Here is a 22,190-nt window from a genome sequence, read left to right as displayed (position 1 = left end):
AGCGTCCCGACACCTACGGGACGCTTTTTGTTGAACTAAATAACCAAAACAAATCTAAAAAGTGAAACATATTAAACAAAAATGTGAAACTTGGAAAGAATCCTCGTTAGAACACTTGTGCTATGCTGAGATATTTGTTATAATCAGCGTAAAGGAGTGGTTCAAAAGTGAAAAGGATCGGATGTTTGCTGATAGCGGCGGTTATGCTGTTGGGGCTCGCCGGCTGCACCATCGGAGTGCCGAGAAGCGAGTACGAAAAGGTGGTTTCGGAACGGGACGCCCTCCAGGCCCAGATTGATTCCGCTTCATTCGGCGGGGATGACGGCTATTCCGATGGCCCCGAAACCGACTGGGACAGCGTCGGCCGCGCGTCGATCATCCTGTCCGACCATCAGTGGCAGTATGAGCTCGTCGAGACGGGAGGGGATTACGTTTATGTCAAGCTGACAAACGATTCCGGCCTCACCTGCGATGAAATCAAGGTCACCGCGGTGTTTTACGACGGGGCCGATATGGTGAGCACCGACTACAATTATTATCAGGTCATTCCCGACGGGAGAACGCTGTTTTTTCCCATCGAAAAACCGTCCGATGACTACTACAACCTGATTCCCTACAGCAAGGTGGAGGTGAGCGTCACCGCCCAGCCGGACGAAGGATATTATGCCGACTGCTCCGCTGAGATCGAGACTACCTACAACCGAGGGGCGGACGGCATCATGATCAAATGCCGGAACAACGGGGACAAGGCGGTGGAAAGAGTCATCTACCAGGTGGTTTACTACAACAACAAAGGCGGCGTCGTCACTGTGGAGGAAACCTATAACGATGAAGCGATTGCCGCCGGTTCCTCCCAGGTCATGAGCGCCTATGAGCCCTATGATTGGTCGGTGGGAACCCTTCCTTACGACCGATATGAAGTGTATCTCGCCATGGCGGTCTGCGAGCCGTAATGGATTTTAAAACACCCCTCCGCGCGTTTCATCCGGCGCGGAAGGGTGTTTTTTATTCTTTCACTTCGTTTCCCTCGCAGATACCGATCCACTGGCAGCCTATGCAGACCTCCCGGTACCGCTTGGGACGGATGACCGCCTCTCGGAGCAGCTCCCGGTATTCCTCCCAGGGGAGGGTGTCGCCCGCCCGCAGGCCGCAGAGGGAGAGGCACCGCTCGTCGAAGCGGAGCACTTTCTGCCCGGAGTCGCAGCCCGAGTCCGCCGTTTTGTGGGGACAGGACCGGCACACTTGGTCCGCGCCCGCAAAGAGGGTGATTTCCCGCCGGGGATTTTGCTCCAGCATGGCGACGATGCGGGCCATTTCTCGGACAAATTCCTCAGAATACCCCTTGCCGCGAAAATTTTGGATACAGAGCCCGTGGTGGGGCCGGAGAAGGATGGGTGCAGACATATGGTTTCCGCCTTTCTATCAAATGGAATAAACAAGGGTTGAAATTCACCGCCGGACGGGGAAGGGCCGCCGAGAAGCCGGAGCCCACGGCTCAAAACGGAAGCTGGGCCGTGCCGCTTCCACAAGTCGCGCCGGTTCAAAATCCCGACATACCGGTCTGATCTTTGGGCCGTGCCGCTTCTATAAGCAGTGCCGATTCATGCCCTGGATACACCGGTCAGGCTTTCTACCGATGATTCAAACCCCAGTCGTTCTTTGCCGCCTTGTGATAAAACCAAAGGAGCCTGACTCGGCAGGCATTGGGTTCAGGCCCCGGCCGTTGTCCGCCGCTTCGCAAAGCCCCCCATGACGGCGAGCCCGGTAATATCCGCCAGCGCCCATCCGATGGGCACCGCCCACCAGATGCCCCAAACGCCGATCTGCGGCAGGGGAGCCAGCAGGTAGGCCAGCGCCACCCGTGTTCCCAGGGAAATGACGGTGAGGACGAGGGACATGACGGGCCGGTTGATGCCCCTGAAATATCCATAGAGCAGGAACAAAAGCCCGATGCCGCAGTAAAACGCCCCTTCTACCCGCAGGTAGCCCACGCCGATTTGGATGATCTCCCGGTTTTCGGGGCTGATAAAAATCATCATCAGGAATTTCGCTAAAATAAACACCAAAACCGAGATAACCGCGCAGTAGGAGAGGGAAATCCCAAAGGCACTTTTGGTGCCCCGTCGAATCCGCTCCTCTTTTCCCGCGCCGAAGTTCTGGGAGATGAAAAGGGAATAGGCGTTGGCAAACTCTTGGGCAGGCATGTAGGCAAAGGAGTCGATCTTCACCGCCGCCGCGAAGGCCGCCATCACCTGGGGCCCGAAGCTGTTGACCAGGCCCTGCACCATCAGCACGCCGAAGTTCATCACCGACTGCTGGGCCGAGGACGCCAGGGAAAACCGCAAAATTTCCGGCGCCGCCCCTTTTTCGCACCGGAAGAAGTTCTTCCCGAACCGCAAAGACGGCTCTTTTATAAAGGTGTAGGCGGCGATGCCGATCCCGGAGATCATTTGGGACAGGACGGTGGCCACAGCCGCCCCCTCGATGCCCCAGCGAAATCCCACGACGAACAGCACATCGAGCCCCACATTCAGCACCACCGTGCTGCCGAGAAACCAGAGCGGGGCCACGGAATTGCCCAGCGCCCGGAGCAGAAAGGCAAAAAAATTGTACAGGAAGATGAAAAAGATACCGAACAAAATGAGAAAGACGTAGCTTCTCATCATGGCGAACAGTTCCTCCGGTACCTGGAGCAGGCGGAGGATCCCGTCGAGGAACAGGAAGGCCAGGATATTGATGAAAACACTGATGCCCCCGATGAGCAAAAAGGCCGCCTGGACCCGGCTCTTCATTTTAGCGGGCTCGTTTTTCCCGAAGTAAAAGGAAAAGATCGCCCCGCTGCCCATGCACAGGCCGATAAGGATGGAAGTGAGAAAGGTCATGAGGGTGTAGGCGCTGCCCACCGCGGCCAGCGCGTCCGGTCCCACGAACTGGCCCACCACAAAGCTGTCGGCGATGTTGTAAAACTGCTGGAGCAGGTTGCCGGCGATCATCGGCCCGGCGAAGGCCAGCATGGTCTTGGTGATGGGGCCGGCGGTCAAATCCTTCTGCATCTTGCTGGCCTTCCTTTCGTAAGGTTTGAGTATTTTGCCGGTCGCAGGCAAAGAAACGCCGCAGAATCGAGAGTGTTCTGCGGCAGATGGGGAGGGGCGGCAAAACAGCCGCCGGACTGGGTTTATTCAGCGATTTTCGCCTTCTGTTTCTTTTTGAGAAAGCCCAGCTGTTCCAGCAAAACGACGAGGGCGGGGATGAAAATCAACTGAATGACGATGCCGGGGAGGGCCGTCACAAAAGCGCCGGTCAGGAAAGCTTCCATACTGTAGGCAGTGCCGGCAATCCCCATGAGTATCAGGTTGACAAGGCCGTAAACCACCCGCCCGCCGATCATGGCGCCGATCAGGGAAACAAAGACGTTGAACCGCTTGTAGAGGAGCCCCGCCAAAACGCCGTAGGCGCACAGCTCCAGCATCATCGAGACCCCCATGGGGTAGATGGGCGGCATGCCGATGATGAGAAAGGAGAGGGGAGGGACGATGAGCCCGCAGAGCCCGCCGTACTTCCAGCCGCAGACCATGCCGCAGACGATCACCGGGATGTGCATGGGGCAGAAAACCGCCCCCGCCTGCCCAAACAGGTGAAATACCGAGGGGATGAGGATGCCCAGGGCCACACAGAGGGCAGCCACCGACAAATCGATGATGTTGTTCTTTTTCATGAGAGAGTTCCGTCCTTTCGTGTCGGCACACTAAAAACAAGTCCGGTGCGCCGGCTAAACTCTAGCCATTGTATCAAAAGAGGGATTTTTTGTCAATCAGAGTCTGTCGAATCCATGAAAAAAGGGTCCGCTTTGGAAACGTCCCGTCATATTTCAGGTCAAAGCGGATGTTTTTTCTATTTTACTATATCGTTCGGCGGTTTGCAAGGCGTGCAGAAAAACCGCAGCTTGCTTTTTCCGCTGTTGCGGCAAGTGGGCAAAAAATGTGAAGACAAATTGCCGGATAGTCTGATATACTGATGATACAGCGGCTGTAAATCAAATTGGAGGTGTGGCGGTGAGCAACTTCTCAAAAATCGGCGAGGCGCTGAAGTATATTGACGAGCATTTGGAGGAACCGATCAGCCTGGAAAAGCTTTCAAGGAAATTTTTCTTTTCGCCGTTCTATTTTCACCGGTTATTTTCTGCTATCGTGGGAAAGACCTTTGCGGCATATGTGCGGGAGAGGCGAATCCTTTTCGCCTGTGAGCAGCTCTGCGTGACGGACAGGACGGTTCTGGACATCGCGCTATGCTGCGGGTTCCAGTCGGCCCAGTCCTTTTCCAGAGCGTTTCATGAAACGCAGGGCCTCTCCCCCAGCGCTTATCGAAAGCAGGGCTTCCGCCCGGTGATCATCAGCGCGGACGAACTGATCATGAAATTTACCAACCGATTAAAAGGAGGAATACTTGTGAATCCGAAAATCATCAGGCGCGGCGGTATACTCGTCGCCGGGGTTTGCGGCGGCGGCGACGAGACGGGAAAGGTGTGGGAAGCTTTTGAGAAGCTGAGCCGGGAAACTCCCCTCGACGGCGTATTGTCGAGAAACGGGTACGAGGTGAGAATCTTTGACGGGGAAAAATGCAGGGTGCATGTGGGTTATCCCGTATCCGGCAAAGAAGTCGCCCCCGAATACACGATGCTGGAGCTGCCCCCATCGAAATACGCTTCCTTTGAAGTGTATGTGGCAAACGGCTACGACAGCGAAAACAACGCCATGAATGAGTGGCTTCTGACAAATGCCGAAGGCTATTCCCAGCGGCTGTTAAACGGCGCATATTACTGCGTCGAGTATTACGACGAGCGGTTTAACGGGGACGAGACAGGCTCCATCGTGGAAATCTGGGTTCCTGTCGAGAAAAAATGAATGAGTACGACGGTGAACGGCTCGATTGAGATGTTTCACACCTCAGGCGCAGAGAGGCCAATCCCTTTGGATCGGCCTCTCTGCGTTTTTGAGGCGGCGGGGCAGGGGAAACCCCCGCTGTCCTCAAATTCCCCCGCTTTTCCTTGACAAGGCTTTGAAAAGACGGTAAAATGATGGGTAGACTAAAAAGGAAAAATTTTCTCCCCGAGCGGGAGATATTGGAGGTACAAAAACACATGGACGGCAAAACAGTTAGAACCAGATTCGCCCCCAGCCCCACCGGCTATATGCACATCGGCAACCTGCGCACTGCGCTTTTTACCTACCTGCTGGCGAAGAAAAATAACGGAAAATTCATTCTGCGCATCGAGGACACCGACCAGGAACGCTACGTCGAGGGCGCGGTGGACATCATATACAACACCCTGCGCCGCACCGGGCTTCAATGGGACGAAGGCCCTGACATCGGCGGCCCCGTGGGCCCCTATGTCCAGAGCGAGCGGATGGGCATGTTCAAGGACTACGCCTTAAAGCTCGTGGAAAGCGGACACGCCTACTACTGCTTCTGCGACAAGGACCGGCTGGAGGAAGTCCGCAAAATCCAGCAGGCCTCCGGCATCGCCCCCAAATACGACGGACACTGCAAAAACCTCTCCAAAGAGGAAGTGCAGGCGAAATTAGACGCGGGCGTCCCCTACGTCATCCGGCAGAAATGCCCCACTGAGGGCACCACCACCTTCCACGACGAGGTGTTCGGCGACATCACGGTGGAAAATTCCGTTTTGGACGACCAGATTCTCATCAAGGCCGACGGCATGCCCACCTACAACTTCGCAAACGTGGTGGACGACCACACCATGGGTATCACCCACGTAGTCCGCGGCAACGAATACCTGTCTTCCACCCCAAAGTACAACCTTCTTTACGAGGCATTCGGCTGGGACGTGCCGGTTTACATCCACGTGCCCCCCGTGATGAAAAACGCCACCGAAAAGCTCAGCAAGAGAAACGGCGACGCCTCCTTCGAGGATTTGGCGGCGAAAGGCTATCTGGACGAGGCAATCGTCAACTACATCGCCCTTCTGGGCTGGGCCCCCAAAGGCGAGAACGAGATGTTCACCATGGAGGAGCTGATTCAAGAGTTCGACGTGAGCGGCATCTCCAAATCCCCGGCGATTTTTGACACCCAGAAGCTCAAAGCGTTAAACGGCGAATATATCCGCAAGCTCACCCCCGAGCAGTTCATCGAGTACGCCGCGCCGTATATCCGGGAGACCTGCAAGCGGGAAGACATCGACATGAATCTGATGGCGGAGCTTTTGCAGCCCCGCACCGAGCTTTTCACCGACATCCCGGAGCAGGTGGACTTTATCGATGAGCTGCCTGACTACGATATCGAAATGTACACCCACAAAAAGATGAAGACGAATTCCGAGAACTCTCTGGAAGCCCTCAGGGAAATCCTCCCGGTGCTGGAAGGGGTCTCTGCGTGGACCCTCGACAACATCCACACCGCGCTCTTTACCCTCATCGAGAAGCTGGAAGTGAAAAACGGCCGCATCCTGTGGCCCCTGCGGGTCGCTGTTTCCGGCAAGCAGTTTACCCCCGGCGGCGGCGTGGAACTGGCGGAAATCCTCGGCAAGGACGAGACCCTCAGACGGATTGAAACCGGCATCGAAAAACTGGAAAAAGCGCTGGCCTAGTCCGGCGCAGAACACCCCCGCGGCAATGGGGCGGTGAAATAGGAAAACATTTGTAGGAGCAGTCTGTGGCTGCCCGCGGGCGAATATAGTTCGCCCCTACAGGTTTTCTTAAAACAGCGCTCTTAAACCGCGGGGTTTTTGCGTATTGTAGCGGTAGTTTGGAGGTTCCTCAGCGTTTTCGGCCTCACTGTTTTGTCTGCCCGGCTCTCAGTGGGAGCACTAGGCAGCGGACCTGGCAAATCGTGACAAAATATGCACTCCGCGGCTGGGAAAAAAATTCGGAAGTTTGTCCGCCGAGAAACATGGGAGAGCCTGCTTTGGCAGGAATTTTTGGGAGCCGTCCCCTTTGTTTTAAACGCTGACGGCATCCGTTTAGGCATCTTGACAAGAGAAAGCGAATAAAGTATAGTTATCGTGGCTTATGAACGGAATACATTTGGAGGTGTCTATGAACAAAGCAATTCGGATTGCCCGTGTGGGAAAAGAATGTGTGGCCTGCGGGTGCTGTGTGACGGTTTGCCCCAAAAGGGCCATCCACATTGACGCGGGCGTCAGGGCAAAGGTGGACGGGGACCAGTGCGTCGGGTGCGGAAAATGCGCCAAAATATGTCCCGCGGCGGTCATTCTCATCGAGAAACGGGGGGCAGAGGCATGAAAAAGAAATGGTACGATTACCTTTGGATCGCCGAACTGCTCTATTTGGCTCTGGGCCTCTTCAACATCCTTTTTGCCTGGCTGGGGGTAGTGTTTTTCGCGCTTCCGCTGCTGATCGCCATTTTTGGCGGCGGCAAGGCCTACTGCAACCGGTTTTGCGGACGGGGGCAGCTCTTGGGCCTGCTGGGTGAAAAGCTCAAACTTTCCCGCAACGCGCCGCCGCCGAAATTTCTGCGGAGCTGGTGGTTCCGGTACGGCTTTCTGACCTTCTTTATGGCCATGTTCGGCCTGATGCTGTTCAGTACCTACAAAGTCTTTTCCGGTGCGCCCTTGCGGCAGGCGGTAACGCTTTTGTGGATGTTCAAGCTCCCTTGGCAGTGGGCGGAGGTGGGGATGGTTTCCCCCTGGATCGCCCAATTCGCTTTCGGCTTTTTTGGTGTCATGCTCACCTCGACTGTGCTGGGTATCGTGACCATGGTGCTGTTCCGGCCCCGGTCCTGGTGCGTTTACTGCCCCATGGGGACCATGACCCAGGGCATCTGCCGGCTCAAAAAGGGCAAGAATTAGGCGCGGCCCATTGGATTTTGCATTCTAAAACAACATGATAAATCAAAAACGCCCGCGGTTTTACACCGTGGGCGTTTTCTATCTGTGGATTCGACGCTCAGTCGCCGACAATAGCCTTTTTCTTGCCGTTTTTATTTCTGGGGTACTCCCGGATGCGGATCACATAGTCCAGATTCACCGCTTCCAGGTCTTTGCCGTTATCCACCGTGATCCAGCTGCCGTCCACCTCTTTGATGACGCCGGCGAGCTGGGAATTCATCGTGTAAATGAGGCATTCGCGCCCGATATAATTTTTGACGAGATCAGTCATGGGATTCGCTCCTTTTTTTCGTTTGGCGGCAATCCGCCGCGCGAGAAACGTTTTTTGCTGCCGGCTGCGCTCGTAGAGGACGAGCAGAATCGGCAGAAAACAGCAGAGCCACAGCGCCGTGTCCAAACGTCCACCTCCAAACTGCCGGAAAACCTGTTTTTTTCAGTATATCACATCGCCTGCGAAACGACAATGCTAATCCTTCGCCTGTTCCTTAAGGCGGCGGTTGAACATTCGGGAGGAAAAGAGGGAGACGAGCACCATGGCCGCCAACAGCAGGAAGAACTTCAGCGAAAACGGGTCGTCCAGGTTTTCCCCCATGAGGGTCTGGATGACCATGATGGGGGACAGCCCCAGGATGGAGCCCACAAGGTAAGGGAAATATTTCGACCGGGAGGCCCCGAAATACATACTCACCACGTCGCCGGGCAGAATGCTGACCACCCGGAGCAGATAAGCGGAGAAGAGGGTGTTGTTGATTTGCAGGTGGTTTAGTTTGTCGATTTTCGGGAACTTCCGGTTGAGCCACTGGATGAATTCGCTGCCGGAAAACCGCCCGATGCAGTAGGGAATGGTGACGCAGAGGGCGAGCCCCAGAACATTGACGAGCAGCGCCGGCCAGAAAGGAAACAGCACCCCTGCCGCCATGTAGAGCGCCACCAGCGGAAACACCACGGTGAGCGACTTCAGCCCGTATAGCCCGATGAGGATGAGCGCCGCTAAAAAGAGGTTTTCCGGGGTATAACTGACGATCTGCTCGAAGGTCAGGTGCCGCAGCCAATCCCAGTTGCAGGCGATGAGAACGCCGATGATTAAAAACGGCAGGATTTTGAGAATCACGCCGAAGATTTTTTGTCCTTTGCTTTTATCCATAAAAACGCCCCAAAGACCGGCGGGGGAGAGCCCCTCAGCCGGAAAATCCGTTTTCTTTTCAGTATAGCACCGGATGGGTAAAAAAACAAACCGAAAATGTCGCAAAACCGTGAACATTTCGGGAAAATTTTGCGGGGGCGGGAAGTTTCGTTTGAAGCAAACACAAAAATCCCCCGGCGGATGCTGTATCCGCCAGGGAAATGGTTTATTGCATGAATTCCACGTCGATTTCGCCGACGCCGCCCCGCAAATCGATTTTGTAGGGAGCATCCGGCTGCCCGTAGGTTTTCTGCTTGCTGGAAAATTCGATGTCGTCGATGCTCAGGTCGCCCACCCCTTTGTCCAGGGTAAAGTAGTAGTCGCCGGGCTCGCCTAAAAGCTTCAGGTCGCAGTCGCCTACGCCCGCTTCCAGGGAAATGTCCCCTTTGACGATGCCCGTCAGGTCGAAATCCCCGGTGCCGCCGGTGATTTTGACGGCGCCTTCAATATTGGCGCCCTCCACGTCCATATCGCCCACGCCCCGGGTCAGGTCAGCGTCTCCCTTACAGGTGAGGCCTTTGACGGTGGTGTCGCCCACGCCGCTGGACAGGCTGAGACGGTTTGTGGATACGTTTTCCATGTAGAGGCTTCCCACCCCGTCAGTGACGGTCAGGGTTCCAGCGGATATGCCTTTGACGCTCAGGTCGCCCACCCCGCGGTCACATTTCATGGCGGCCAGCTCGGCGTCGGGGGGCAGGTTGATGGTCAGCTTCCGCTGCCGTTTGGGCTGCCTGATGCCGAAATTGAAATTTATGTTCCGGGACAGGTCCTTGACGATGAGCTTTCCGTCCGCGACTTCAAAGGAGAGCTTCCCTTCGGGGAAATTCTCGGATTTGACATAGGCCGGGCCGCCGTCCTGGGTGACGGTGGTGTCGGCCAGCCCCAACTGGAGCTCCACCTGGGTGAAACGGGCGTTTGCGCCCTCCAAGGCGAGGCTTTTGTTTTCATAGACCTTGCCGCCGTAGGTGTAGGTCTCCCTGCCGTCGTAGGAATTGTCGTCGTAGATATATGGTTCGTCGGCGCCGTGGCGGCCGAAGCCGAACTGGAAGAAATCTCCCTCGTAGCCGATGGCGCCCATGCTGAAGGTCAGGGCGAAAACGGCGCCTCCCATCACGAGCAGCGCAAATCCCACGCAGAGCATAATGACGGTGCTTTTTTTCATATTACTCCACCCCTTTCTTGCCGAAGGTGGATTTCACCTTCTTGGAGCTGCCGGAAAACAGCTTCCCGATGCCGCGGAACATGCCGGGGATGCCTTTTTTGCAGAGCCAGCCCACCGGCGGGATGAAGATCAGCGCCACGCCCGCCGCCATGACCGCCACAGAGAGCATGTAAAAGCCGTTTAAGGGGTCGTAGAACAGCATGGGAATGCCGAGAATCAGGGCGAGGATCACTGTGGCCACCAGCGCGACGACTGTGACGGCAAAGGAAAAGATCAGCGCCAGAGCCGTAACCGCCAGCGAGAAAATCAACGCCAGCAAGCCGATGCCCAGAGGAAACCAGATGGGAAAAGTGAGGATAAACACCAGCCAGAGCACCCAGCTTGAGGATTTCTGCTGCTTTGCCATCTGCTGGTTTTTGTAGTACCGCTCAAATGCAGAAGGGTCGTAACCGGAGCTTCCGGCAGTGGCCGAGTCGCCAGATGGCGCGCTGTTCGCCTTCTCCGAGGCGGCTTCTTCCGCCCCGTTATCGGCGTTTACCCAGCCCTGTGCCGCCGGAACCGACGGGGAGTTGAGCATGATTTTTTGCGCGACGGCTTCGGGGCTTTCCAGCTCCTCGATGACCCGCTGTTCGTTATCGACACCCGCGTCGTCAAAATACTCCTCATAAAATTGCAGGGCGTCCTCCTGCTCCCCGTAGGGCAGGGTTTTGAGAAGCCCGCGCAGCTGCTCCATAAACTCACGCCTGTTCATGCTGAAAACCATCCTTTCCGTTTTCCGCCGGTTCTTTGGAGGCGGGAAGCGCTTGCTGTAATAAGATGCGGTCGATGCGGGACTTAAAGTCCACCCATTCGCTTTGGTAATCCCTCGCCAGCTGTTCCCCCCGCCCGGTCAGGCGGTAGTAGCGGCGGTTGCGCCCCTGATAGGGGACGTCGTAGGGCTCGACGGCGTCGTCTTTCTGGAGCCGTCTGAGCACCGGGTACAGGGTGGATTCCGACACTTCCACCACCGAGCGGACTTCCTGGGTGAGCCGGTAGCCGTAGGTGTCTTCACGGGCCAGAACCGACAGGACACAGGCGTCCAAAAGGGAAGAACCCATCTGAAAAGCCATTTTTGTTTTGTCTCCCTTCTGTGTAATCGGATAAAGCGTGAGGTTTGCGGCCGAGCCGCCTTCGCAGGGCTTCATCCAGAGGAAAAGGCCTCCTTTGGGCTATCGCCGCCTGGAATCCTTTTCCGGTTGAGTTATGATATGACAAATAACATTGTTTGTTTAACGATATTATATGTTGTATAATATTAGATGTCAATAGGGTAACTGGAAAAAACTTTATTTTTTTTGGATAATCTGATATACTGGACTGCATAATAAGTTGTTTTTTATCAATATAACGATTCAGAAATCCTAAAAATTCAGGGATACGGCAGAAAAAGGGGATTTTATGATGGAGATTCGGTTTGCAAAAAGAAGCGACGGGGATGCCCTGCGCCGCATCTACGATGGGGAGCCTGGCCTATTCGCCCGGTTCGGGAGATTCCCGCCGAAGAATTGGATGGGATTTTACAAAAATACCGTCAGACGTGACGTGTAAGAAATAGAAATTCGGCGTTTCAAACCGTATAGGAGGCCAAAATATGGAAACCATAAAGCTTGGACGATACCGCCACTTTAAAGGAAAAGAATACGAGGTGCTGGGGGTGGCAAAACACTCCGAAACATTAGAGGAGATGGTCGTTTACCGCGCTTTGTACGATAATCGGGACATATGGGTCCGCCCTTTGTCTATGTGGGACGAAATGGTGGAGCGAAACGGGGCCGCTGTCAAGCGTTTTACCTACATCGGAGGCTGCGATGAACTATAAGGATGTGCACCGGGCCGTTTTTCTCGAACGGCCCAACCGGTTCATCGCCCATTGTCTGGTGGAGGGGGGAGAAGCAGCCGTCCATGCGGAGAGCACCGGCCCCATCGGCGACGAAGAAGTGGTAACACACGTGAAAAATACGGCACGATGCCGCATCGGCGGGGAAGAAGTGGTAGCTCACGTGAAAAATACGGCTCGATGCCGCATCGGCGGGGAAGAAGTGGTGGCCCATGTAAAAAACACCGGCCGATGCAGGGAACTGCTGCTCCCCGGTGCCACCGTCTGGCTTCAGCACCACGATAACCCCGCCCGAAAAACGAGCTGGTCCCTCATCGCGGTGCAGAAGGGGGAACGGCTCATCAACATGGACTCTCAGGCCCCCAACGAAATCGCCGCCGAAGCCATTTTAGACGGAACGCTGGCCCTTCCCGGCTGGGAACAGCCCGACGCGGTGCGCCGTGAGGTGCGGTACGGCGACTCCCGGTTTGACCTCTGCCTTGAAAAAGGCGGCAAACAGGCTTTCGTCGAGGTGAAAGGCGTGACGCTGGAACAGGACGGCGCGGTTTATTTCCCCGACGCGCCCACCGAGCGGGGCCTGAAACATGTCCGGGAACTGTGCCGTGCGCTGGACGGAGGGTACGGTGGGTTCATCCTCTTCATCATCCAAATGGAAAACGTCCGCTTTTTTGCCCCCAACGACGAGACCCATCCCGCTTTTGGAGAAGCCCTGCGGGAGGCGGCAAAAAAAGGTATCGGGATCGTTGCCGCCGACTGCTTCGTTAAACCGGACGAGGTGCGGCTCAAATCTATCGTCCCCGTCGAACTGTAGCAGTACCGGTGAAATTGCCGTATATAAAGGAGCAAGCCATGAACATTCTTATCCGAGAAGCGGCGGAAGCCGATTTCCCCGCCATCCACGAGCTGATGCGGCAGGTGCACCAGCTCCATTTGGAGAGCCGCCCCGACATCTACCGGGACGTGGACCCGCTGACCGAGGAATACTACCTGACCATGCTCTCCGACTCCACCGTATTGCTGGCGCTAGACGGGGACCGGGCCGCCGGGTTCTGCGTGTTCCAAATCCGGCCGTCCTATTCAAACCCTCTGTTGGTACCGCGGAAGATGGCGTTTATGGATGACCTCTGCGTCCACTCGGATTACCGGCGGCAGGGCATCGGCAAGCAGCTCTTTGAGGCGGCCTGCCAAATGTCTAAAGACGAGGGCGCCGCAACCTTGGAGCTGATGGTCTGGTCGTTTAACGAAAACGCCGTCCGGTTTTATGAGGAGCTGGGAATGACGGCGAAAAACCTGACTATGGAGCTGAAATTGTAGAAAATATCAGTGTAAAGCAAAACCCGTTTACAGAAGAGGATGCCTCTGTAAACGGGTTTTCTGTCTTATAGGCTGTGGCTTGCTTGCCGATGGGGTGCAGGAGCTATTTGGGATTTTTGATCCTTTGGGTGAAGAATCCGCCGGAAGTCCCGGATTTCCCGAAACGTAACCGCCCGGGTCAGGAGCAGCAGCCCGAAATAGCACAGCAGCATCAGTCCTGCCTTGACGACCACCGCCATGGCATGGGAGGAAAAGGTGAGGCCCCGCACCAGATAGAGCACTCCAATTGAGGAAGCCGTCACGGCGATGATGGGCTTAATGACCCAGTCGCCCAGGGAGAAGGGAATCTCTGTCACCCGGACGAGGCAGTTGATGCTCAACGCCGCGTTGACAAAGGTGCTGATAAACATGACGGCGATGTAGCCATTGACCCCGTAAATAGGGATCAGCAGGTAGATGAGTACAACGCTTATGGCCGAGTCGATGATGCTGTACCGCAGGGAACTGACCTGTTCGTCCAGACCTTTGAGCATGGCGTCTGCCACCGTGTCTAGATACAGCATGGGCACCAGCGGAGCTAGAACCCGCAGCATGGCCCCCGCTTCGGCGCTCTGGTAGACGGCGAGGCCCAAATCCTCCCCAAAGGCGATGAACGCCGCTGTGATGGGCAGGGAAAAAAAGAGGGTGAGCTGCATGACCCGGGAGGCGAGGCGGTTAATCTGCCGCCGGTTGCCCACCGCCGCCGCTTCCGCCAGCTCCGGGACAAGAAGGCTCGAAAAGGATGTGAGAAAAGCCGACGGAAAGGTGAGGATGGGCATGACCATGGCCTCCATCATACCGTACTGAGCCAGGGCGCTCTGGCCGGTTGCCCCGTATTTTTTGAAGCCCCTCGGTATGAGGATATTTTCGATGGTCACCAGCGCCGACCGCAAGTAGGAGCTCAGGGCCACCGGAATGGTGATGGCCAGCACCCTGCGGGTGGTCTCCTTCTGCCGCTTGGGGGTGAAATTCCGTTTCCGCCGGTCCCGGAGGTAGAGGACCAGGGTGTATAAGAAGGCCAGCGCTTCGCCGCCCACCGAGCCCAAAGCGATGGCGGCACATGCCCAGGTCATCCCCTTGGGGAGCAGGATGGTGAGTCCGACGGATACCACCGCCATCCGGATAAGCTGTTCGAGAATCTGGCTGGAAGTGGATTTCACGACGTTGCGGATGGCGAAGAAGTACCCCCGCAGGCTGGAGGAAAAAGCCATGAAGGGCAGGGCGCAGGCGAGAATCCGCAGGGATAAGACGGTCCGCGGGTCGTCTAGGAGCTTTGTCCCGATGGGGACCGAAAACCCGTACAGAGCCGAAGCCGCCACCGTGCTGACGATGACACCGTAGATCATGCACTTGCGCATGGCATCGTTGGCGTCGGCATAAGAGCCCCGGCCGATGCCCTCGGCGACGAGCCTTGTCACCGACAGGTAGATCCCCGAAGTCGCAAGAGTGGAGGCAAAGTTATAAACCGAAAAGACCAGCTGGTAGAGCCCCATTCCCTCGGCGCCGATTTGCCGGGAGAGATACGCCCCAAAGGCCACTCCGATCAACCGCAGGATGATGGAACCCACCGTCAGGATCACGGTGTTTTTGAGGAAAAGTTTTGCTTTCATCGACATCTGCCTTTCCGCCGTCCGCCCCGAGATCCAGGGCCGCGGCCAAATCCATACCATGTACCATTTATATGGACAGGAAGGGGCAAACATGCCAGAAAGGCGTAAAAAACCGACATGGATAACCCATGCCGGTTTTTGGTGACAGGGAAAGCTATTTGATACCGATCCGCATCCGGTAGCTGAAGTGGATGGGGAAGGTTTCGCCGCCGAAAATTTCCTCCGCCGTGCGGATGAAGGCGCTGAGTTCTGTTTCGATTTCCTCCGGGACGGTTTTCAGCACCGTTTGGAGCCCGCCCTGGCTCATAGCAAGGCCGATAAAGCGTTTGGCGTCGCAGTTTTCCTCGCTGGAAAAGAGGACTTCCCGGGCATAGCGGAAATAGCCGCTCTCCCGGATGTTTTGCAGATGCCACTCCTTTGGAAACTGGAAAAAGCTCTCCTGAAGCTCCTTATGGGCGGCGGTGATCCGGTTGCATTTGGCCCGCAACCCGTCAAATGCGCGTTCCGCCTCCCAGCGGGCGACGGGCGGCCAGTCGCAGTCAACAGTGGCAAAGACGCCGCCCGGTTTTAAGAGGCGGTTTATCTCCCGCAGAGTGCTTTCCGGCTCCATCCAGTGGAAGGACTGGGAGCAGATCACCACGTCGGCGATCCCGTCTGAAAGGCCGATTTGATGGGCGTACCCCTGCTGGAAGGAAATACCGCTCTCTTCTTTTTCCAGGGCTTTTTGAAGCATTTCACCGTTGGGTTCTATGCCGATGGCCTCCCGGCACCGCCCCTTCCAGGCGGCGGTGGAAAGGCCGGTGCCGCAGCCCAAATCCACTACGGTATCCGGCGTTTTTTGCAGATACTGCCCGATGATTTCGGTTACCAGTTTCGGCATCCGGGGGCGGTTTTCGTCGTACACCTCGGAAAACCCATTAAACCGGGCGGCGTTTTTCATGGCAGCGGTCAGCATGGCGACACATCCTCTCTAATAATGACAGTAGGGACGAACTGTATTCGTCCCTACTATTTTCTCAGGTTATTTTACATCGAAGATGACGTTTTGAATGGCGGTGATGATCTGCTCCGAGGTGAAGCGGGCGACCCCCACCTGGTCCAGCATTTCGTCGATGGGTGTGGCGGTGGCGTCCAGATAGCTGAAAGTGATGTTCTGAAGCGCCTTGGAGAGGGTCTCTCTGTCTTGGGCATCCTCAGCGGCGGCCAGCTCTGCCTGCAACAGCCGCAGGGTGATGGCTACAGCCTGCTGTTTGGTAAAAAGGGCTTCTTTTGCTTCCACCCGGAACTCATCTATGACTTTTAACGATTTCATTTTAATATCCTCCTTGTGTTTCGGTACTATAACCAGTATAACCAAAAAGTGGGAAAAAGGCAAGGAAAAATGAAAAACCGCATGCCCTAAAAGGCAGGCGGTTTGATGTTACGGTTTCGCATTTATGTATTTCAGCACGCCGACGGTGTTGTCGATATCGTCTATTTTGTCCTCGATGTCCTCGAGCCGTTCCAGCTTGTCGACGTTGAAATGATGGCCCTCCGACAGAAGCTGGATGCCTTTGACCACGTCGTTTTCCAAAACGACCTCCACTCGGGCCAGACGCTCGTCAATACCGGTGACTTTTTCATCCAAAGCGTCAAATTTTTCAAATAGAACGCGCTGTCCTTCTTCCAGTGCGCGTTGTCCTTCTTCCAAAGCGCCGACTCTCGCATCCAGGGCGTCGACCTTTGCAGTGAGTGCGCGTTGTCCTTCTTCCAAAGCGTCAACTCTCGTGTCCAGAGCTTCAACCTTTGCAGTGAGAACCCGCTGCCCTTCTTCCAAAGCGCCGATGCGATTTTCCAGAGAATCCATCCGATTTTCCAGAGAATCCAAGCGCGCATCCACCTGGTCAAACCGCTTATCAAAACGCTCCATCATCTGATAAAGCAGATCGTATACCTTCTGTTCGTCCATGGCCATCCCTCCGTGACTTCCAGTATACCAGACATCGTTTTGGATTTCAAGGAAAAAATTCGTTTCCGGCTAAAATTGCGCGGAATCCGAACTTTCCGTTTCCAGCGGTTCCAACTCCCCGTGCTTTTTCTCGAAAAATTCGATCCGCCGGGTGATCATGATCTTCACCTGAGCGTTGACCGAACGGCCGTAATATTCGCAAAGGGATTTGAACTTTTCATACATCAGATCGTCTACGTGAATAGAAAAATGCTTTACCATTTCGTCACCTCCTTGTATTCATTTTACAGGAAAAGAAAGGAAAATGGGAAAGTGAACCTGACATAGGCCCACTATTTTCTTCCGCTCATAATCTAAAAATCCCTGCACATCATAACCGTGAATAGAGGAAGCATTTGACACCTGCCCCAAAATATACTAAAATAAGACTAGTTACGTCTGCTTGTCAGGCGGATGATGTTGATTTCACTTGCTGTCCCAAGGAAAGCGGGTCTAACCAGCGCGGTCATGTCCCCGGCCCACAAAACGGCGGGGGCGTTTTCGGGTATCGGCGGAGATTCTCTCCGAGACTCTTAGGGACAGGCTGTCCCAGGCCGCCGGTCACGCGGGACAAAGCCCAAAATAAACGGTTACGGAGGACTTCATGGCTAAGAAAAGGGAAGAGTACGGAAATGAAAGCATATCGTCGCTCAAGGGCGCCGACCGGGTGCGCAAACGCCCGTCGGTCATCTTTGGGTCGGACGGCCTGGAGGGCTGTGAGCACTCCTTCTTCGAGATTCTCTCAAACTCCATCGACGAGGCGAGAGAGGGCTACGGCAGCAAAATCGTCGTCACCCATTTTGCCGACGATTCCATTCAGGTGCAGGATTTCGGCCGCGGCATCCCGGTGGACTGGAACAACAACGAACAGTGCTATAACTGGGAGCTGGTGTTCTGCGAGCTGTACGCCGGCGGCAAGTACAAAGAGCAGGGGAACAACTACGAATATTCCCTGGGTCTGAACGGTTTAGGCTCCTGCGCCACCCAGTATTCCTCCGAGTATTTCGACGTGACGGTCGTCCGGGACGGGTTCCAGTACGACCTCCACTTTGAAAAGGGAAATATCGTGGGCGAGATGAAAAAGACCCCCACCACCCAGAAAAAAACCGGCACCACCCAGAAATGGCGGGCGGACCTGGACGTTTTTACCGACATCAAAATTCCCCAGGCATACTTCCTTGACACCATCAAAAAGCAGGCGGTTGTAAACCCCGGCGTCCTCTTTGAATTTGTCGACCACACGCCGGATGGTGTGCAGAAGTTCGATTTCTGCTACGAAAACGGCATTACCGACTATCTGAAAGAACTGGTGGGGGAACAAGGCCTCACCGGGGTGGAGTACTGGGAAGCCGAACGGGTGGGCCGGGACCGTGACGACCGTGACGACTACAAAGTAAAACTCTCGGTGGCCCTCTGTTTTTCCAACCGGGTTCAAATTTCGGAATACTACCACAACTCGAGCTTTCTCGAGTACGGCGGCTCCCCGGAGCGGGCGGTGAGGCAGGCTTTCGTCTCCCAGATCGACTCCTACCTAAAGCAAAACGGCAAGTACCTGAAAAACGAGGGAAAAATCACCTTTGCCGACGTGGAGGACTGCCTCTGCCTGATTTCGTCCTCCTTTTCCACCCAGACCTCTTACGAAAACCAGACCAAAAAGGCCATCACGAACAAGTTTATCTACGAGGCCATGACGGAATTTTTAAAGCACCAGCTGGAAGTTTACTTCCTGGAAAACCCGGTGGACGCCTCCAAAATCGCCGAGCAGGTCCTCGTCAACAAGCGGAGCCGGGAAAACGCTGAGAAAACCCGCCTCAACATCAAAAAGAAGCTCCAAGGTAATATGGATATCACAAACAGGGTTCAGAAATTTGTCGACTGCCGCACCAAGGACGTCTCCAAACGGGAGCTGTTCATCGTGGAGGGCGACTCGGCATTGGGCTCCTGCAAACTCTCTCGGGACGCGGAGTTTCAGGCTATCATCCCCGTCCGCGGCAAGATTTTAAACTGCCTCAAATCGGGCTACGACAAGATTTTTAAAAGCGACATCATTATCGATTTGCTCAAAGTTTTGGGCTGCGGCGTGGAAGTCAAGGCCAAGCAGAACAAGGACATTGCCTCTTTCGACCTGTCGGGCCTGCGCTGGAACAAGGTCATCATCTGTACCGATGCCGACGTGGACGGCTTCCAGATCCGCACTCTCATCCTCACCATGCTCTACCGGCTGACCCCCACCCTCATCGAGGAGGGCTACGTCTACATCGCCCAAACGCCCCTTTACGAGATCAACACCAAAAACAAGGTTTATTTCGCCTACAACGAGCCGGAAAAGGCCCAGATTCTCGAGGAAATCGGCAGCGAGAAGTACACCATCCAGCGATCCAAGGGACTGGGCGAAAACGAGCCGGACATGATGTGGCTTACCACCATGAACCCGGAGACCCGCCGGGCCATTAAGGTCATGCCCGAGGACGCCGAGCGTATGTCCCAGGTGTTCGACCTGTTTGAGGGCGACGATTTGCAGGGAAGAAAAGATCACATCGCAAACCACGGCCATGAGTACCTGGATTTAGCGGATATCTCCTGATTTTTCATCATTTTTATCATCAAAGGGACGACAGCGCCCCGCTGTTTCCTTTCCGAAAGGACTAACGTCAGATGGCTAAAAAGAAAACCCCCGAAACCAAACGTGTCACCCGCACCGACGCCTATATCAAAGACGCCGGCGTGGTCATGGAGCAGCCCATCACCGAAACGATGGAAGTGAACTTCATGCCCTACGCCATGAGCGTCATTATGTCCCGTGCCCTGCCGGAGATCGACGGCTTTAAGCCGTCCCACCGCAAGCTTCTCTACACCATGTACAAGATGGGGCTTTTAAACGGCGCACGGACCAAATCGGCAAACGTGGTGGGGCAGACGATGAAGTTAAACCCCCACGGCGACGGCCCTATTTACGAGACAATGGTGCGTCTGGCCCGCGGCAACGAGGCCCTTTTGCACCCCTATGTGGACAGTAAGGGAAACTTCGGCAAAGCTTACTCCCGGGACATGGCCTACGCCGCCTCCCGTTACACCGAGGTAAAGCTTGAAAAAATCGCCGCCGAGCTCTTTCGGGACATCGACAAAAACACCGTCGATTTCGTCCCCAACTACGACAACACCACCACTGAGCCGGTGCTGTTTCCCACCACCTTCCCGGCGGTTTTAGTTAACTCCAATATCGGCATCGCCGTATCCATGGCAAGCGCCATCTGCCCCTTTAATCTGTCGGAGGTCTGCGAAACAACCATCGGGCTTTTAAAAGACCCGGATTTCGACGTATCGGAGACCTTAAAGGGCCCGGATTTTCCCGGCGGCGGCTACATCATTTACGACGAAACGGAGCTGCAGAAAATCTACAGCACCGGCCGGGGTTCGGTTCGGGTACGTGCCCGCTACCACTACGACAAAACCGAAAACTGCATCGAAATTACCGAGATTCCCCCCACCACCACGGTGGAGGTGGTCATCGACAAGATCATCGACCTCATCAAGCAAAACAAAATTAAGGAAATTTCCGACATCCGGGACGAAACAGATCTGTCAGGCCTCAAAGTCGCCATCGAGATCAAGCGGAGCGTCGACCCGGACAAGCTGATGCAGAAGCTCTATAAAATGACCCCTTTGGAGGAGGCTTTTTCCTGTAACTTCAACGTTTTGATCGACGGGACGCCCCGGGTTATGGGCGCTAAGGAAATTCTCTTAGAGTGGATCCGTTTCCGCCGGGGCTGCGTCCGCCGCCGGGTGGAATTTGACCTGAAAAAAAAGCAGGATAAGCTCCATCTCTTGGAGGGCTTAAGCAAAATCCTTCTCGACATCGACAAGGCTATCAAGATCGTCCGGGAAACCGAGGAAGAAGGGGAAGTGGTCCCCAACCTGATGATCGGCTTCGGCATCGACGAAATCCAGGCCGAGTACGTGGCGGAAATCAAGCTGCGGCACTTGAACCGGGAGTACATTTTAAGCAGATTAGAGGAAATCCAACAGCTCAAAAACGACATCGCCGAGATGCAGGATATCCTCGAAAGCCCCCGGAAGGTGAGCAACATCATCATCGCGGAGCTTCGCGACGACATTAAAAAATACGGCCAGCCGAGAAAGAGCCTCTTTATCTACGCCTCCGACCTGCCCGACGAGGAGGAAGAGGAGGACGTCCCTGACTACGCCGTTAACGTATTCGTGACGGCGGAAGGGTACTTCAAAAAAATCACCCCCCAATCCCTGCGGATGAGCAGTAACCAGAAGCTCAAGGAAGGGGACGAGGTGGTGCTTCAGCTGGAAGTGAGCAACAAGGCAGAGCTTTTATTCTTCTCCGACAAGGCACAAGTCTATAAGGCGAAGCTTTCCGATTTTGCTGAGACCAAGGCAAGCGTCATGGGCGACTATATTCCCTCAAAGCTGGGGTTTGACGAGGGGGAAAAACTCCTGAGTGCCGTCGTGACGACGGATTTTGCCGGACACGTGTTGTTTTTCTTCGAAAACGGAAAGGTGTCCAAGGTGCCGCTTTCTTCCTACGAGACCAAAACCAACCGCAAAAAGCTCCAGAACGCCTACAGCGACAAATCGCCTCTCGTCGCCCTCAAGGTCCCGGCGGAAGGGGAGGAATTTGTCCTCACATCAACGGGTAAGCGGAAGCTGATCTTCAACCCCGACATGATCGCTTCAAAAGCCACCCGGGATAACCAGGGCGTCGCCGTTATGACCCTCAAAAAGGGCGCGTTTTTGCAGTCGGTGGACGCCCTCACCCCCGAGACCTTCGTGAACCCCCATCGGTACCGGACAAAAACCCTGCCCGCGGCGGGCGCCATCGTCCGGGAGGAGGATTTGGGCGAACAGCTCACCTTAGGATAAAACGGGGTGCCGTTTTGGGAATCACTCGGTGCCGATACAGAAAAGAAGACGAATTCGGATCTACAAACAAAAAGCAGGAGAACCCCTCCTGCTTTTGTTTTATGTCAAAAGTTGCATGGTGTAACTAATTTTCTCAAAAAGTATTGACAAGTCTGGAAAAAGATGGTATGCTGAACCCAAAGACAAAAGAAAGAGGCCGCGTAAAAAGCTAGCCGCTTTCCACACAAGCCCCTGACTTTAAGCCATATTGCTATGACCTACTTCG

24 protein-coding genes are annotated in these 22,190 nt (G+C 55.1%); 11 read left to right on the top strand and 13 right to left on the bottom strand.

Going from position 1 to position 22,190, the window contains the following annotated elements; genetic code table 11:
• The first annotated feature begins 185 nt into the window (after positions 1 to 185).
• On the top strand, positions 186 to 953 hold the full coding sequence (locus tag H8710_RS05925; RefSeq protein WP_249294497.1) for a hypothetical protein: 768 nt from the start codon (positions 186 to 188) through the stop codon (positions 951 to 953).
• 52 nt (positions 954 to 1,005) lie between these two features.
• On the opposite strand, the gene H8710_RS05920 is transcribed toward H8710_RS05925, so the two are convergent.
• The 3 genes from H8710_RS05920 to H8710_RS05910 form a co-directional block, all read right to left on the bottom strand.
• Positions 1,006 to 1,404 carry a DUF1284 domain-containing protein gene (locus H8710_RS05920; protein WP_249294496.1) on the bottom strand — a complete coding sequence of 133 codons (399 nt, stop codon included), beginning with the start codon at positions 1,402 to 1,404 and terminating at the stop codon, positions 1,006 to 1,008.
• Positions 1,405 to 1,709: 305 nt separating this feature from the next.
• Complete coding sequence (locus H8710_RS05915; protein ID WP_249294495.1) at positions 1,710 to 3,053, bottom strand: MATE family efflux transporter; 1,344 nt, start codon at positions 3,051 to 3,053, stop codon at positions 1,710 to 1,712.
• 122 nt (positions 3,054 to 3,175) lie between these two features.
• Positions 3,176 to 3,715: an ECF transporter S component gene (locus H8710_RS05910; protein ID WP_249294494.1), complete on the bottom strand. Its 540-nt coding sequence runs from the start codon at positions 3,713 to 3,715 to the stop codon at positions 3,176 to 3,178.
• 337 nt (positions 3,716 to 4,052) lie between these two features.
• On the opposite strand from H8710_RS05910, the gene H8710_RS05905 reads away from it, so the two are divergent.
• The 4 genes from H8710_RS05905 (at position 4,053) to H8710_RS05890 (ending at position 7,825) form a co-directional block, all read left to right on the top strand.
• A complete protein-coding gene (locus H8710_RS05905) occupies positions 4,053 to 4,901 on the top strand; it encodes a helix-turn-helix domain-containing protein (protein ID WP_249294493.1) in 849 nt (282 codons plus the stop codon).
• 236 nt (positions 4,902 to 5,137) lie between these two features.
• Complete coding sequence (gene gltX / locus H8710_RS05900; RefSeq protein WP_249294492.1) at positions 5,138 to 6,604, top strand: glutamate--tRNA ligase; 1,467 nt, start codon at positions 5,138 to 5,140, stop codon at positions 6,602 to 6,604.
• A gap of 448 nt (positions 6,605 to 7,052) precedes the next feature.
• A complete protein-coding gene (locus tag H8710_RS05895) occupies positions 7,053 to 7,259 on the top strand; it encodes a 4Fe-4S binding protein (RefSeq protein ID WP_249294491.1) in 207 nt (68 codons plus the stop codon).
• The gene (locus H8710_RS05890) at positions 7,256 to 7,825 is read left to right on the top strand and encodes a 4Fe-4S binding protein (protein ID WP_249294490.1); all 570 of its coding nucleotides are present in this window, start codon (positions 7,256 to 7,258) and stop codon (positions 7,823 to 7,825) included. The genes H8710_RS05895 and H8710_RS05890 overlap by 4 nt, the downstream gene beginning before the upstream one ends.
• A gap of 97 nt (positions 7,826 to 7,922) precedes the next feature.
• Here the strand turns inward: H8710_RS05890 and H8710_RS05885 are convergent, their stop codons facing one another.
• The 5 genes from H8710_RS05885 to H8710_RS05865 form a co-directional block, all read right to left on the bottom strand.
• Positions 7,923 to 8,261 carry a DUF6897 domain-containing protein gene (locus H8710_RS05885; RefSeq protein ID WP_249294489.1) on the bottom strand — a complete coding sequence of 113 codons (339 nt, stop codon included), beginning with the start codon at positions 8,259 to 8,261 and terminating at the stop codon, positions 7,923 to 7,925.
• Positions 8,262 to 8,330: 69 nt separating this feature from the next.
• On the bottom strand, positions 8,331 to 9,008 hold the full coding sequence (locus tag H8710_RS05880) for a TVP38/TMEM64 family protein (protein WP_249294488.1): 678 nt from the start codon (positions 9,006 to 9,008) through the stop codon (positions 8,331 to 8,333).
• A 205-nt stretch (positions 9,009 to 9,213) separates the two neighbouring features.
• On the bottom strand, positions 9,214 to 10,209 hold the full coding sequence (locus tag H8710_RS05875; protein ID WP_249294487.1) for a DUF4097 family beta strand repeat-containing protein: 996 nt from the start codon (positions 10,207 to 10,209) through the stop codon (positions 9,214 to 9,216).
• A gap of 1 nt (position 10,210) precedes the next feature.
• Positions 10,211 to 10,960: a DUF1700 domain-containing protein gene (locus tag H8710_RS05870; RefSeq protein WP_249294486.1), complete on the bottom strand. Its 750-nt coding sequence runs from the start codon at positions 10,958 to 10,960 to the stop codon at positions 10,211 to 10,213.
• Complete coding sequence (locus H8710_RS05865; protein WP_249294485.1) at positions 10,947 to 11,318, bottom strand: PadR family transcriptional regulator; 372 nt, start codon at positions 11,316 to 11,318, stop codon at positions 10,947 to 10,949. Before H8710_RS05865 ends, H8710_RS05870 begins: the two co-directional genes overlap by 14 nt.
• A gap of 328 nt (positions 11,319 to 11,646) precedes the next feature.
• Here H8710_RS05865 and H8710_RS05860 point away from each other — a divergent pair, with 328 nt between their 5' ends.
• From H8710_RS05860 to H8710_RS05845, 4 genes are read left to right on the top strand one after another with little or no spacing between them, the layout of a single operon-like run.
• Positions 11,647 to 11,796, top strand: coding sequence for a hypothetical protein (locus tag H8710_RS05860; RefSeq protein ID WP_249294484.1), 150 nt, complete (start codon positions 11,647 to 11,649; stop codon positions 11,794 to 11,796).
• A gap of 43 nt (positions 11,797 to 11,839) precedes the next feature.
• Positions 11,840 to 12,067 carry a DUF1653 domain-containing protein gene (locus H8710_RS05855; RefSeq protein WP_249294483.1) on the top strand — a complete coding sequence of 76 codons (228 nt, stop codon included), beginning with the start codon at positions 11,840 to 11,842 and terminating at the stop codon, positions 12,065 to 12,067.
• The gene (gene sfsA / locus H8710_RS05850; protein WP_249294482.1) at positions 12,057 to 12,896 is read left to right on the top strand and encodes a DNA/RNA nuclease SfsA; all 840 of its coding nucleotides are present in this window, start codon (positions 12,057 to 12,059) and stop codon (positions 12,894 to 12,896) included. The genes H8710_RS05855 and sfsA overlap by 11 nt, the downstream gene beginning before the upstream one ends.
• Positions 12,897 to 12,934: 38 nt before the next feature.
• Complete coding sequence (locus tag H8710_RS05845) at positions 12,935 to 13,399, top strand: GNAT family N-acetyltransferase (RefSeq protein ID WP_249294481.1); 465 nt, start codon at positions 12,935 to 12,937, stop codon at positions 13,397 to 13,399.
• A 65-nt stretch (positions 13,400 to 13,464) separates the two neighbouring features.
• Here H8710_RS05845 and H8710_RS05840 read toward each other — a convergent pair whose 3' ends face one another.
• The 5 genes from H8710_RS05840 to H8710_RS05820 all read right to left on the bottom strand — a co-directional run bounded on the left by H8710_RS05840 (position 13,465) and on the right by H8710_RS05820 (position 17,257).
• A complete protein-coding gene (locus H8710_RS05840) occupies positions 13,465 to 15,048 on the bottom strand; it encodes a putative polysaccharide biosynthesis protein (protein ID WP_249294480.1) in 1,584 nt (527 codons plus the stop codon).
• Positions 15,049 to 15,202: 154 nt separating this feature from the next.
• Positions 15,203 to 16,003, bottom strand: a complete 801-nt coding sequence (locus tag H8710_RS05835) for a class I SAM-dependent methyltransferase (protein ID WP_249294479.1) — start codon at positions 16,001 to 16,003, stop codon at positions 15,203 to 15,205.
• A gap of 66 nt (positions 16,004 to 16,069) precedes the next feature.
• Positions 16,070 to 16,360, bottom strand: a complete 291-nt coding sequence (locus tag H8710_RS05830) for a hypothetical protein (protein ID WP_249294478.1) — start codon at positions 16,358 to 16,360, stop codon at positions 16,070 to 16,072.
• Between the two features lie 108 nt (positions 16,361 to 16,468).
• Positions 16,469 to 16,996 carry a coiled-coil domain-containing protein gene (locus tag H8710_RS05825; protein ID WP_249294477.1) on the bottom strand — a complete coding sequence of 176 codons (528 nt, stop codon included), beginning with the start codon at positions 16,994 to 16,996 and terminating at the stop codon, positions 16,469 to 16,471.
• A gap of 69 nt (positions 16,997 to 17,065) precedes the next feature.
• Complete coding sequence (locus H8710_RS05820; RefSeq protein WP_249294476.1) at positions 17,066 to 17,257, bottom strand: hypothetical protein; 192 nt, start codon at positions 17,255 to 17,257, stop codon at positions 17,066 to 17,068.
• Between the two features lie 382 nt (positions 17,258 to 17,639).
• Here H8710_RS05820 and H8710_RS05815 point away from each other — a divergent pair, with 382 nt between their 5' ends.
• Both H8710_RS05815 and H8710_RS05810 read left to right on the top strand, forming a co-directional pair.
• Positions 17,640 to 19,619: a DNA gyrase/topoisomerase IV subunit B gene (locus tag H8710_RS05815; protein ID WP_249294475.1), complete on the top strand. Its 1,980-nt coding sequence runs from the start codon at positions 17,640 to 17,642 to the stop codon at positions 19,617 to 19,619.
• Between the two features lie 71 nt (positions 19,620 to 19,690).
• A complete protein-coding gene (locus tag H8710_RS05810; protein WP_249294474.1) occupies positions 19,691 to 21,925 on the top strand; it encodes a DNA gyrase subunit A in 2,235 nt (744 codons plus the stop codon).
• The last annotated feature ends 265 nt before the right edge of the window (positions 21,926 to 22,190 follow it).

The organism is Fumia xinanensis, from assembly GCF_014384905.1.
GTDB lineage: Bacteria > Bacillota > Clostridia > Oscillospirales > Ruminococcaceae > Fumia > Fumia xinanensis.
This window is presented reverse-complemented; position numbering and strand designations above follow the sequence as displayed.